Here is a 12,932-nt window from a genome sequence, read left to right as displayed (position 1 = left end):
TTAAGCCCTACGCAATTTCTTTACGGCAAAGTGAAGCGCATAAACAAGGACGCCACAGGCAATGATTGTCGGCCCCACCACAAAGTTCAACTGGCAGGCCAACATAAGCCCGGTCACCACAAGGACCAGCGAAAACACCACCGACATGACCATCATCTGGGCCAGGTTCTTGGCGTAGCATTCCGCAATATAGGCGGGAATGGTCAGCAGGGCAATCACAAGAATCATGCCCACAGCCTGCACCGCAATAACCACAGTCAAGGCAATCAGCGCAATCAGGGCCATATAGTAAGTCAGCACAGGCAATCCTTGCACCCGGGCAAATTCAGGATCGTAGGAGATGGCCAGGAACTTCCGGAAGTTGACCACCACGGCCACAAGAATCACCACAAGGAGTGCCACCATCCAATACAGCAGTTCCGAAGGTACCGTCAGAAGACTACCGAACAGAAAACTCATCATTTCGCCACTGTAACCGGGAGTCAAGTCCGTGAGGATCACGCCCAGGGCCATACCGCCAGCCCAGATGACGCCAATAAAGGTATCGGAGTTCTTTCGGTCTCGCCAGGTGAGAATGCCCATGAGCATGGCACAGGCCACCGCAAAACCCAGGGAGCCCAGCATAGGAGAGAATCCAAGTAGAGCCGCCAGACCCACGCCGCCAAAAGAGGCATGAGCCACGCCCCCTGCCAAGGAAGTCAGGCGGTTCACCACCACAAAAGTTCCCATGACGCCGCAAGCCACAGCCACCAGGACTGCCGCCACCAAGGCGTTCTGCATAAACTCCATCGACAAAAGTTCAAGCATAATACTTCATTCTCTTTGCCAATTCCGGCAAGATACTTGTCAAATGCAAAAGGGAGGGAATATAGAAGTTCACCCAGCTAGGCACGTCGGGAACAGGGTTCACCAGAATGGTGGTCCAGCCGCGACGATGGGCAGGTTCCAGATTGCGGACAGAATCGTCCAGCAGTACAATCTGGGAAGGATCCGCCGGAGTGCCGTTGGCAAAGAACATCTCGGGGACCTTCTTGGCCAACCAGCGTTCCGCCTTTTCGTAGGCGCTGTCGTGGGGCTTTCCAATCCAGTCCATCTGCTTCAGGTCGAAAACATCCTCGAAGCACTGACGCACACCCATATGTTCCATGCCCGCTTCACTCCAGTCCCTGCGGCCATTGGTAAACACGAAACGGTGTCCGGCAAGCCCCATAATCAGGTTCGCCTTTGCCGGAGAATGCTTGGGGTAAGTCAGATATTCCGGTTCATGAATGAAATCGAAAAAGGTTTCCGGATCCACACCGTGCATAGCCTGGAGGCCCGCCAATGTGGTACCAAAACGCTTCAGGTAATCCTTACGGATCTGGTGAGCCGTTTCAAAATCAGTACCGGTTGCCTTCTGCACCATCAACGAAATGCGATGGTCCAGGGAATCGATGACATTATGTTCATCGGCACCATAAATGGTAAGGTCATAGTCAAATAGCCAAATCATAACACACTCTTAGTAACCCATGGCCAAGCCGCCAATCTGGCGTGCCAAGTAGGTTGCATAATTATCGGTCATTCCGCTGACAAAATCCAGCACCTGGTGGTAAGCTTCGGCGGCCGTTACGCTCTGGCCGATTTTCGCCTGGCCGATCAGACGTACAATTCGGTCTGCGCGGTAGGAATTCTTACCGTTCTTGCGGAAGTCATAAACACCATTGATGAAGGCGTCCAATACGGTACTCAGGGTGGTATAGCTACCCACTTCCAGTTCCGTCTTGCGGCGGTCGGGATAAATTCGTTCTACGCCCAGGCGCTTGGCAATCTTGATGCCGTCCATCACCTCGGACTTAGACAGGTCCGTCAGATGTTTTACCGGTTCGCCATTCATGATTTCTTCGTAATGCTTTACGAAAGTCACAGCCACATCATCAATCAAATTCTGGATGGCCAGGCCGCGGATACTGCTGAGGAAGTCACGGAAGTTCTGGCCGTTTTCCTGATATTCGCGGTCAATATCTACGTCCGGTCCACACAGGTAGCTGAACATTCCCCTGACGTCACCGAAAGTCAAAATGCCAAGTTCAATGGCGTCTTCCACGTCCAAAATACTGTAGCAGATATCGTCGGCCGCTTCCATCAGGTAAACCAGCGGATGACGGACCCACTTGCCCGTTTCCAGTTCCGGGAGGCCCAAGGTGTAGGCCGTCATGCGGTAAAGATCCGCCTCGGTAGAGAAAAGGCTGGTGGGAGTTCCAAACTTGGCCAACTGGGGATACTTGATCATGGCTCCAATAGTCGCATAAGTCAGGCGCATACCACCATCAAGGAAGTGGTATTCCAGCTTGCTCAAAATGCGGTGGCCCTGGGCATTACCGTCGAAGTTTTCGAAGTCGGCGATTTCGTCGGGTTTCAAATCCTGCATGGCCGGGGAATGGCGGTTCTTGCGGAACCATTCGCGGATGGCGGCTTCACCGGCGTGACCAAAGGGAGGGTTGCCAATATCGTGGGCAAGACAAGCTGACTGTACAATGGTACCGAACTGGTATTCGTTAATGTACTTGGGCAGGTACTTCTTGATCAGGTGATAAACTGTAATGGCCAGGCTACGGCCAACGCTACTGACTTCGATACTGTGGGTCAGTCGGCTGTGAACATGGTCATTTACAGAAAAAGGATGCACCTGGGTCTTGCGGCCCAACCGCCTAAATGCCGTAGAAAAAACAATGCGGTCATAATCGCGGTGAAAATCAGAACGGTTCGGGTCCTGATCAGCAGGGTGCCCATAACGCGTAGCAGAAAGCAAAGTATCCCATTGTAGCATGGAATACAATTTAGAAAATTACGAAGTACGGATTATGATGTACGAGAGTAAATTAGTCGGCTACGCCGAGATTTTCCATTTCGTAATTCGTAATTCATAAATCATAATTTTAAAGTTCCCCGGTTATGACTATTCAAATAAAAAATCACACCAAGATCAGCTAGAATAAAGATCAAAAGCCACATGACCGTTCCGCTTTGGAAGCCATAACTATGAAGCCCAACACCCAGCAAGTTAATGCCAAACCAGCAAAGGAATGTGATAATCACATTAAAGCTATTCAACAGAGCGAAGGTCCGTTCGCCAACAAGGCGACCGCCACGAAGATGCAAGGTCAGCATGGCCCACAGGCAAACAAAAAGGGCTCCGCATTCCTTAGGGTCAAAACCCCAGAAACGACCCCAGGCATAATCCGCCCACACGCCACCAAGCAAGGTTCCCAAAATGGAGAATCCTGCACCGAAAACCAAGGTACCGAAAAGCAGTTTGGAAATGTTCTGGATTTTTTCTGTAGCCTCAGGATATCGAGTCTGGCGGAACAGCGCCACATGGGCTACAACGCCAGAAAGAATCATTCCCGCAAAGCCCAATGCAATGGTAAAAACGTGAAGGGTTAGGAACACACCGGAATTCAAAACAGCAGGAATGGGCTGGAACAAATCGCCCGGTTCCAAGATAAACTTAGCGAAGAACAGCAGAACCGCAGCCATCAAGGTCACGGGAATAATTAGGGAGAACGTTCGCTTTTTGCAAAAAATGAACGCACCAAATTCAAAGGCTTCCAAAAGCAAGGCCACCAACAGCACGATTTCATACAAACTAGAAAGAGGCGGACGAGCGGCAATGTAGAATCGCAGGGCAAATGCAATGGTTAATACGGCAGCCGTCGCGCCGCAAGCGAGATTTGCAGTAACATCCAAAGAGCGCTTCTTGAAAATGGAATTGACGGAAGCCAGGATGCAGCCGAGGAACGCCAGGATAAAGGCAATAAGGGCGAAATTGACGTGATTGTAGAAGACCTCTACACCAAACTTTTTCGTCTGTTCTGGCGTAACATCAGCCATATGATAGTCACCACGTTGTATAGCTTCAAAAAGTTGAAGATTGGCTAGGAGACGTTGCATTTCCTGTGTGGCGGGATGATCGTCCTTACGGCTAGCGTAAATTTCCAGTTGAGAGCGGGAGGCATTTAAATCATTGTAGCTGACATAACGTTTGTTTTCTGGCAAGTGAAGAGCCTGCAGCACATCGCTACGGAGAACCTTAAAGATTTTTTCTTCTAAAACAAACTTCTCAAAATCTGAAATTTGAATAAAATACAGAATTTTACAAGCAGAGCCATCTGCAATGCGGCCTTTATGAGTCACGCGACCACTAAATTCATTCAACACCCCACGAGCAAAAGAATCATAGGGACGCAAAACACCATTTACAAGCACAGGATCTTCGGGTGCATCGAGAACTCCAGCGGTTACACTATCAGGGATAAAGACAATTTCAGTCGCATCTGCTCTAGGCGTACAAATCATGCCTGCCATGACGATTAAAAGTGCCGGTAAAACCTTTACCACATTCGTTCTTGGCCCTACGCGATTCCCATGACTACGGCAGACCTTTACAGCATAATGGAAAATGGCACTTAACAAAAACAAGGCCATGAAGGCGTACGGCACAAATTTGAAGGGATCATAGGTAGCGGTATAAAGATCCACCTTCATGCCGAACATATCCACCTGGCCCTTGTAGAACGTAAAATAGGGATAGCCCTCCCCTACCTCCACCGCACTTGTATTCAGGCTATCGTCAACAGTGTAGAATGTAATGGGCTTTGAGGATTCAGCAGCGCGAAAACCATTGTATTCCTGGCGGAACTCAGAACCCACAAGGCTACCCACCAAAAGAACCAGCAGGGCAATGTGCATCCCATAAAGTCCTAGGTTACGCCAACCTGAGGGAACAAGCCTGCCCGAGTCTACCCGAGAGAAAATCCGCGGCATGCGGTACATCATGGAGGCAACAAGATGTAAGGCCCCCACAACCGCTAACGTTTTAAAAGCAGGTAGCGGTACTACGCCTAACGCCCATAAAAAATAACTACCGAAAAAACGATCCGCCGCCAAAGCGGCCCCCTCGTTCCCAGCAGCAGCCTGCCCTAAAGTCCCCCAGAAAGTCAGCAACAAAAAAGCCACCAGCAAAACGCAGGTTACCTTCAGGGAGGCAAATTTCCTTAAAGCGGCGGAGATGCGGGTCATCGTCCGACCCACACGAATTTAGATTCGTCCAGCTTTTGTTCCCCGTCGAAGCGGTAGCAGGCCAGCCGACCATTTCCAAGGTGCCCTGCGATACTAAAGTCCAGGCAGCAAACGTTGTGACGAATCAGGCGGGGTTCACCCGTCAGCCAATAATGTCCAAAGAATACAGGGCGTTCGTCCTCCCCATAAAAGCCGCGAGAACGAATTTCCGGTTTTACGTCACAACCCTCGGGCATGGTCACACCCGGCTGTAAACTCAATTCCTGCAAAGAGGCCTTAGCAGGGTCCACCCACCAACGCAAGCGGGTCCTGTAACGCTTAACATTTTCACCATCAAAGAAGAACTGACGGTTAGGCAGTTCCATTTCCGGTCCCTTCAACAGCATATCGATAGGCCAGAAAAGGGAATCCCCATATTCATTGTCTTCATCATTGGCACGGAAAATCAATTCGTCAAAATTTCCGTCGGCAAAGCAATGGATGCCCGCAGCCTTCAGCAGCTCAACAGCCCGCGGATGAAAACTGGCGTGCTGAGCCCTGAAACTTTCCGTTTCCAGGTAGAAGGGCAAGGTCTTGGCGAATTCCTTCATCTCCTTGAATTCATCCTTGCGCCCCACAAAATCCGTCACCGTCCTGGAATGAACCGCCACCTTGTTGAAGGTATGCTCACGAAGATAATTCTGCCCCACCTTTTTCAGGTAGCGGGGCCCTTCGTTCTTCTGCCAAAAACTGAGCATGTTGAATTCATGGTTCCCCATAAGGGCAATGGCAGAACCCGCATCCCGCATGGCCCGCACCAAATTCAGCGTGGAACGCACATTTGGGCCGCGATCCACATAATCCCCAAGGAACACCACCATACGTTCATTGCCCGGGTAACGGAACGCACCCGCAGACTCCACATAGCCCAGCTTTTTCAGCAAGGCCTTCAGACACTCACAATGCCCGTGAATATCGCCAATGAAATCGAAGGAATTCTTACAAGTCACAAGACAAATATAAGAGTTTTGAGAAAAGAGCCAGCGGGATTTCCCGTCTGGCTCCTTGTTTTGAATGTCGGATTATATTTTAGTCCTTGACGCAACGAACTGATTTGGCTTCGTAATCGAAGTTGGTATACCGAGCCGCGTTCGCCCCTGGCACCTTCGTCTACGATTCCGAGGGAAATCTCATCGAGGACCGTTCCAAGTCCCTGAAATCTCCTATGATTGGATCTATGGACTACTTCGGCGCCCGTTATCTCGACCCCATGCTCGGATTGTAGACCAGCGAGAGAAGAACGTTTTGACTATTGCTTTGAAACATACCCGGTGTTTCCCCCTTTTGATGTGCTATTGCACAGATATATTCCCATGTAAAAGTTCTGCAAATCTGCATTTCATCCTATACATTGCCATGTAAAAGTTCTGCGGATTCACATTTCATCCTATACATTGCCATGTTTTCATGGGTTGAGCCCACTATTGCACTGATACATACCCATGTGTTCATGGCTAGAAAGCAGATACGAGTTATCAGATACCAGATATGAGTTATCATAATCGCGCCGGAGGCGCCTAACTTTATAATTCGTAGTTCATATCTCATAATTCATATCTAAGTCCCTGGATTCTTCGACTCCGTGCTTCGCACTCCGCTCAGAATGACGCCACACTCTTCACCATTCACTGTCCACTATTCACTAATTCCCCTCTCTTTTCTAAATTTGCGTTCATGTTTCACCCTATCCGACATTTCATTACCATCACAAGGCACAGGAACGAAGTGATTCGCCTCTGCTTCAAGGCGGGTATCGGTTTCCAGGGGCTTTTCCACGATCTTTCCAAGTACAGCCCCACGGAATTCATTCCCGGTTGCAAATATTATACCGGAAAGGAATCGCCTAACAATGGAGAGCGTCGGGATACAGGTTACAGCCTGGCCTGGATGCATCACAAGGGCAGAAACAAGCATCATTTTGAATTCTGGTACGACTACGAAATGGCAACGAAGAAAATCGTGCCCATGCCCATGCCCGACCGTTACATCAAGGAAATGTTCTGCGACCGCGTGGCCGCCTCCAAGACCTACGGCGGCAAGGATTACGACCGCACCGCACCCCTGATGTACTTGACCAAGAGTACTGCCCGCGAAAAGATGGAAGAGAACACCTACAAGAAACTTCTGTACCTCTTGACCATGCTTGCGGAAAAGGGCGAAAAAGAAACACTGGCTTTTATTAGAAAAAACAGAGTACTCCCTACGGATTAACGAATCCATCAAGAGGAAAACATGAAAGAAAAAATCGCAAAAATCGCCTTTGTCGCATTAATTCTTGCAGCCTGCTGCCCCTGCGTAGCATCCTGGATGGCCCTCATGGCAGGTATCGTCTACGCCTTTGTTTTTGGCGGTCCAGCCTTCCCCAAGTTCGCCAAGAAGACCCAGAAGTATCTGCTTCAGGGTTGCGTGGTTGGCCTGGGCTTCGGCATGAACCTGCAGGCGGCTCTCGCCAGCGGTAAGGACGGCATGATGTTCACCATCATCTCTGTAGCCACCGTCATGGTTCTGGGTTTTGTCGTAGGCAAGATCATCAAGGTGGATTCCAAGACTTCTTACCTGGTCAGCAGCGGTACCGCTATTTGCGGTGGTTCCGCCATCGCGGCAGTCGCTCCCGTTGTAGACGCCGACGACAAGCAGATGAGCATGTCCCTGGGCACCATCTTCGTGCTGAATGCCTTGGCACTCCTCATCTTCCCTCCCCTGGGCCATTTCTTCGGTCTCGATAACCAGCAGTTCGGCGAATGGGCAGCCATCGCTATCCATGACACCAGTTCCGTGGTGGGTGCAGCTGCAGCCTACAGCGACGAATCCCTGCAGGTGGCCGCCATGGTCAAGTGCACCCGCGCTCTCTGGATATTGCCCCTGGCTCTTGTTACCATGCTGTTCTTCCGCAAGAACGCCGGCAAGGGCAAGCTGAATGTGGTCCCCTGGTTCATCTTCCTGTTCGCCATCGCCATGGTCATTAACACCTACCTGTTCCCGGCCATCGGCGTTCCTGCAGCAGTCGGCACCACCATCGTCGCCATCGCCAAGCGTGGCTTTGCCGTTACTTTGTTCCTTATTGGTACAGGCCTCTCCAAGGCTGCTCTCCAGAAGTGCGGTCCCAAGCCCTTTATCCAGGGCGTGATCCTGTGGCTCGCCATCGGCATCGGAAGCCTTCTGGTAATCAAGGGATTCTAATTTTCAGAAACCATTCCTCTTGATTTTAAAGAGAGTTTAGATGGGTAAAGCGAAAATTTTTCTTAAAATAATTTAAAACAAAGGGTCGCGCCATTATTGGTGCGACCTTTTACGCTTTTTAAGAATTTATATTACAGGGCTTTTATCTCTTCGGGGGTAAGGCCTGTTTGTTTGGCGATAACTTCTAATGAAATTCCCGCATCACGAAAGCCCTTGGCAAGTTCCTTGCAGGCCTCGGCACGGCCCTCTTCACGACCCTCTTCACGACCCTCTTCACGTTCGTCTTCAAGCATGTCTTTAAACGTCATGTAGTCGCTCCTTGTCTTAGGGTCCTTGTGGTAGAAATCCACCTTGTCGCTGATGGCTTTCGTTGCTGCAGATGAGGCTTCGTCGGTTGCGAAATACTTGAGGTAGTCGCGAACGGATTCATCGGTTACAGCGCCGTACCTGCTAAAATTACAAAAATATTTGTAGGTGAGATCGCCCAAAGTCAAGCTAGGATCGTTCTTCTCACGATTTTCGAATTCGTAGATGGGACGTTCCTGTCCGAAGATGTCCGTAGGGCACAGAAAAATAATGTATTGTTCCTTGAGTTCCTTGTACTTGTGAGTGTTTCCCATGGTTTCAGTATCGCTAATTCCCTGGTAGTATCGAGCTCTCAACGGCAATTCCTTGGTATCGACCATCTGCATCTCCAGATCGAAAGTGCGACCAATTCCATTGCACTCCTCCTTGACCAAAACGTCGAAGCGGATGTATTTCTTGTTCGGGTCGGCCTGCTGGTGGGCCTCGCCGACGACACTTACGCGCTCGATCTCAATTTTCAGAAGAGCCTTTAGGAAAGGCTTTGCAATCGCCTCGTCGCTGAAAACTTTCACAAACATGAAATTGTCGCGAATGGTGAGTTCTTCTAGAGGCTTGTATTTCTTCTTTTTGCAGTCCATTTTTCCTCCACGTTAAAAGTTCTGCATACTATTAACACGCAGGAAAATTCCTGATGACTCAGTTTTTTGTAGAAAAATTTTGTTTACCTGAATTATCTGAAGAATGCAATTTCCTATGATTGGAGAGTCATGATTTATGAATTAAACGCATGATGCTCTTGGGAGAAGTCTTTAGTGAAAAATTCAAAGAGACGAAGACAAAGTTTTCCAAGTTGGGTATATCCGTCGGATTTACTTTTTTAGCGCCACCAGGTCCGTCTTTTCGTAACGGTTATGTCCGATTAAAGACTTCTTGTATTTCCAGCAACAGACGGCATCTTCCAGGGAACGGCCCTTGTTGTCGGCAAAGAAGTCGCGGATGTAGGCGTTGTATTCCTGCAGGTTTCCTACAGGAGACTTGTGATCTTTCTTTTCTTTCAGGATGCGTTCGTAGGCGCAGATGGCTTCCTGGTAGGTGCGGCCCGCATTGGACTTCAGCCAGTTCTGGAACTGCACATTGAAAGAGAATGCCTTGCCAATATGCATCTTGAAAAAGGCGCGATGCTTTTCGGAGCAGACAAAATCGTCTTCGATAAAAGTCTGCAGGCCGATGGTTTCCACCGCAGGCTTTGCGGTGCGCACACGATTCTGCGCCGACATTCTTTCTTGAGCTATTCTAAGTTCCATTTGTTTTTACCACCTAACACTCCCCCACCTCATCTAGGAAGGGGGCGCCAAATATACTATATTTTGTAGAAGTCGGCTGTAAAATATCACAGTTGCAACAAATAAAACTGAACGGAAAGGCTTTTTTATGGATCTCGGAAGATATAACCGTGCCCGCGTAGAAGAAATTACCCCCCAGGGCTACTACCTGGAACTGGAAAGCGGCGACCGCGTGCTGCTCCCCGGCAACCGCGAAAAATTCACTCTTGAAGAAGGCGAAATCCTGGACGTGTTCGTGTACACCGACAGTGAAGACCGCCCCATCGCCACTTTGGAAAAGCCCTACGCCCAGGTAGGTGAATTCGCCGTGCTTGACGTCAAGGACGTAAACCGTTTCGGCGCCTTCCTGGACTGGGGTCTGAACAAGGACCTGTTCCTCCCCTTCAAGCAGCAGCTGGGCGAACTGCAGCGTGGCGACCGTTGCGTGGTGTTCATTCTTGTTGACGACAAGAGTAACCGAATCGTGGCCACCGAAAAAATCAAGAGCTTCCTGGATCCGGACACCAGCGAACTTCATGTGGGTCAGCGTGTCCAGCTGGCCGCCTACGAAGTCACCAAGGACCACGTAGACTTCCTGGTGGATTACCGCTACACCGGCCGCCTCATGCTCACTCCCGGCATGGAACGTATCTACATCGGCGACACCATGCCCGGCTTTATCCAGCGCTTTACCGCCGACGGAAAGATCACCTTGAACCTTTCCCCCATCGGCTACAAGGGCCTTATGAAGAGCGACAGCCCGGCAGCCATCCTCCGCAAGCTTGAAGAAGCGGGCGGCAGCCTCCCCTACGGCGACCACACCGACCCCGAAGTGATCCGCCAGGAATTCGGCATGTCCAAGAAGACTTTCAAGAAGCTTCTGGGCACCCTCTTCCGCGATGGCAAGATTTACATCAGCGAAGACGGAATCAGCCTGGTTTAAAAAGCAGTCTATAAAACAGCTTATAAAAAGACGAAGGACTTCCCATAAGGAAGTCCTTTTTTAATAGTTAGACGTTCTGACCCGAAGTCAAAAATAATTCTTGGAAATTATTCTTCCGAAAGGACCACCAGTTCGATACGGCGGTTGGCCTTGCGACCTGCTTCGGTGGAGTTGTCGGCCTTGGGCTGGCTGGAACCATAACCGTTAGCCTTGAGGCGACCTTCGGAAATACCCTTGCTCACCATGTAATCCTTGACGCTGTAGGCGCGTTCCTGGCTCAGGCGATCGTTCAGTTCGTCGCTGCCTTCGGAACTGGTATGGCCCTGGATTTCCACGAGGGCCTTGGGGTTGCGCTTCAGGCCTGCAATGGCTGCGTCCAGAGTCTTGAGAGATGTGGGCACCAGTTCGGCACTGCCAGCCTTGAAGGTGACGCCAGTCAGTTCGGCACGGGTATCGTCGAAGGTAACGGTGATGCCGCCGGAGCTTGCGGTCTTGGAAACATAAGGGGTATTACCGCATTCGAAGGGGCCGGTCAAACTTTCACAAAGGATGGTGTAAGTTTCTTCGCGGGGAATGTGGAAGCTGGCTTCGCCATACTGGTCAGTGGTAATGACAAGCTTGTTCTTGGGATTGTTCTGACCGACGAAAGTCAGCTTCTTGTGAGACTGGGGAACATCGTCGTAATTGGTGTAGGTCACGTTCAAGACAGCGTGAGTCTTGTTGGGAACAAGGTCCCTGGCAAGAGCGGCACCAAAGCCAACCAGAACGGACATCGCAAGAGCAAAAAACTTCCTATTCATAGCACATCCCTTTAAATGTATGCAATTCCATTTTGCGACCCAAATTTAATTAATTCTTGAGGCAAGAACTAGGCTTGAACCCTTGCAAATGTTATTGTAAAAGCTAATTTTACCATCGAAAATTTTCGCCTTATTATAGGAGTTCTTATGAAGTTCAACAAGATCGCAGCAGCCCTCGTCATGAGCCTTGCCGCAAGCACCGCAGCATTCGCCGCCGACGCCACCGACAACATGAGCCTCAAGGGCAACGTCCAGACCCAGGTCACCAAGTCCATCGCCGACGAAGACAACAACTTCAGCTCCGGCTGGATCCGCGCCAACATCGGCGGCCAGTACAAGAGCGAAAGCCTTGACGGTTTGATCATGCTCCGCATCTTCGCTCCGGAATTCGGCAACAAGCTCTCCAACGGCGAAAAGGCCTCCAACTACGACAAGATCCTGGCAGACCTCTACTGGGTAAACTACAAGTGGGCTCCCACCGCCAACGACAACGTCAACCTGAAGATCGGTCGCTGGAAGACTGACTGGTCTCAGTCCACCAACTTCGGTACCTATATCGACAAGGACCTGACCAAGCGTGGCCTCTGGATGCGCGATTACAGCCACAACGCTGTTGAACTGGGCTGGAAGCACGGCCTGAACCAGTTGAACGCCATGGTCGCCACCAAGAACGGCACCGCCAACCAGGGCTACATCCGTGTCGAAGACGACATGAAGTTCACCTTCCCCCTTGAAATGAAGGTCGCTTACCGTTCTAACCTCATCGACGTGGTCCAGAACACCGCCGCCATCACCCACCGTGTTGCAGCATACGCCAGCTACACCTTCGCACCCAACCTCCGCCTCTACGGTGAATACGCCTGCCTCTACACCGAAGACCAGGACATCAATACCGCCGTCGAAAACTACATCGCTCCGGAATCCAAGTACTTCACCCAGGGTGACTACGTCCAGCCCTTCTACGCCGGCGTTGAAATTCCCACCTTCGGCATCCTCAGCAACCTGATGTTCGAAAAGGAATACATCAAGGACCGCGAAGAAAAGATCCACTTCGCCAAGGACAACAAGATGGATGACCTGGCATGGACCGTGGCTCTCGTGAAGAACATCGGCAAGTCCAAGCTCCAGTTCAGCGTCTACAGCGAAGACGAAGTGAGCGACGTGGGCCTGGCATTCCGCCTGACCAGCACCATCAAGTAATTACAAGCCGAGAGTCGCGGGCAACCCGTGAATCGAAGCAGGCCGTGAATCGCGGCGAAAAGGAGTCGGTACCCCGGCTCT

The 12,932-nt window shown here is 50.5% G+C and carries 12 protein-coding genes; 4 read left to right on the top strand and 8 right to left on the bottom strand.

What is annotated here, in order from left to right:
• From MMG03_RS03160 to MMG03_RS03140, 5 genes are all read right to left on the bottom strand, one after another.
• A complete protein-coding gene (locus MMG03_RS03160) occupies positions 1 to 807 on the bottom strand; it encodes a metal ABC transporter permease (RefSeq protein ID WP_073234024.1) in 807 nt (268 codons plus the stop codon).
• The gene (locus MMG03_RS03155; RefSeq protein WP_249505603.1) at positions 800 to 1,492 is read right to left on the bottom strand and encodes a pyrimidine 5'-nucleotidase; all 693 of its coding nucleotides are present in this window, start codon (positions 1,490 to 1,492) and stop codon (positions 800 to 802) included. The genes MMG03_RS03160 and MMG03_RS03155 overlap by 8 nt, the downstream gene beginning before the upstream one ends.
• Before the next feature lie 9 nt (positions 1,493 to 1,501).
• Complete coding sequence (locus tag MMG03_RS03150) at positions 1,502 to 2,809, bottom strand: deoxyguanosinetriphosphate triphosphohydrolase (protein WP_073156215.1); 1,308 nt, start codon at positions 2,807 to 2,809, stop codon at positions 1,502 to 1,504.
• Between the two features lie 101 nt (positions 2,810 to 2,910).
• Entirely contained in the window at positions 2,911 to 5,061 is a 2,151-nt protein-coding gene (locus MMG03_RS03145) for a cytochrome c biogenesis protein (protein ID WP_249505602.1), read from the bottom strand.
• Positions 5,058 to 6,050: a metallophosphoesterase gene (locus tag MMG03_RS03140; protein WP_073156210.1), complete on the bottom strand. Its 993-nt coding sequence runs from the start codon at positions 6,048 to 6,050 to the stop codon at positions 5,058 to 5,060. Before MMG03_RS03140 ends, MMG03_RS03145 begins: the two co-directional genes overlap by 4 nt.
• Positions 6,051 to 6,774: 724 nt before the next feature.
• On the opposite strand from MMG03_RS03140, the gene MMG03_RS03135 reads away from it, so the two are divergent.
• Together MMG03_RS03135 and MMG03_RS03130 are read left to right on the top strand one after the other, a co-directional pair.
• Positions 6,775 to 7,311 (top strand): DUF5662 family protein, encoded by a 537-nt coding sequence (locus MMG03_RS03135; protein WP_073156207.1) that lies wholly within the window; start codon positions 6,775 to 6,777, stop codon positions 7,309 to 7,311.
• A gap of 21 nt (positions 7,312 to 7,332) precedes the next feature.
• On the top strand, positions 7,333 to 8,280 hold the full coding sequence (locus MMG03_RS03130) for a YeiH family protein (protein ID WP_083539596.1): 948 nt from the start codon (positions 7,333 to 7,335) through the stop codon (positions 8,278 to 8,280).
• A gap of 131 nt (positions 8,281 to 8,411) precedes the next feature.
• On the opposite strand, the gene MMG03_RS03125 is transcribed toward MMG03_RS03130, so the two are convergent.
• Both MMG03_RS03125 and MMG03_RS03120 read right to left on the bottom strand, forming a co-directional pair.
• A complete protein-coding gene (locus MMG03_RS03125; RefSeq protein WP_073156202.1) occupies positions 8,412 to 9,224 on the bottom strand; it encodes an Rpn family recombination-promoting nuclease/putative transposase in 813 nt (270 codons plus the stop codon).
• A 231-nt stretch (positions 9,225 to 9,455) separates the two neighbouring features.
• Complete coding sequence (locus MMG03_RS03120; protein WP_175547626.1) at positions 9,456 to 9,890, bottom strand: DUF6434 domain-containing protein; 435 nt, start codon at positions 9,888 to 9,890, stop codon at positions 9,456 to 9,458.
• Between the two features lie 127 nt (positions 9,891 to 10,017).
• On the opposite strand from MMG03_RS03120, the gene MMG03_RS03115 reads away from it, so the two are divergent.
• On the top strand, positions 10,018 to 10,851 hold the full coding sequence (locus MMG03_RS03115) for a S1 RNA-binding domain-containing protein (RefSeq protein ID WP_073156200.1): 834 nt from the start codon (positions 10,018 to 10,020) through the stop codon (positions 10,849 to 10,851).
• A gap of 107 nt (positions 10,852 to 10,958) precedes the next feature.
• Here MMG03_RS03115 and MMG03_RS03110 read toward each other — a convergent pair whose 3' ends face one another.
• A complete protein-coding gene (locus MMG03_RS03110; protein ID WP_249269322.1) occupies positions 10,959 to 11,651 on the bottom strand; it encodes an OmpA family protein in 693 nt (230 codons plus the stop codon).
• Positions 11,652 to 11,798: 147 nt separating this feature from the next.
• Here MMG03_RS03110 and MMG03_RS03105 point away from each other — a divergent pair, with 147 nt between their 5' ends.
• Entirely contained in the window at positions 11,799 to 12,851 is a 1,053-nt protein-coding gene (locus MMG03_RS03105; protein ID WP_249505601.1) for a hypothetical protein, read from the top strand.
• Positions 12,852 to 12,932: the final 81 nt, after the last annotated feature.

This window comes from Fibrobacter sp. HC4 (genome assembly GCF_023373925.1).
GTDB lineage: Bacteria > Fibrobacterota > Fibrobacteria > Fibrobacterales > Fibrobacteraceae > Fibrobacter.
The sequence above is the reverse complement of the archived record's forward strand: the minus strand, read 5'-3'. Positions and strand labels throughout refer to the sequence as shown.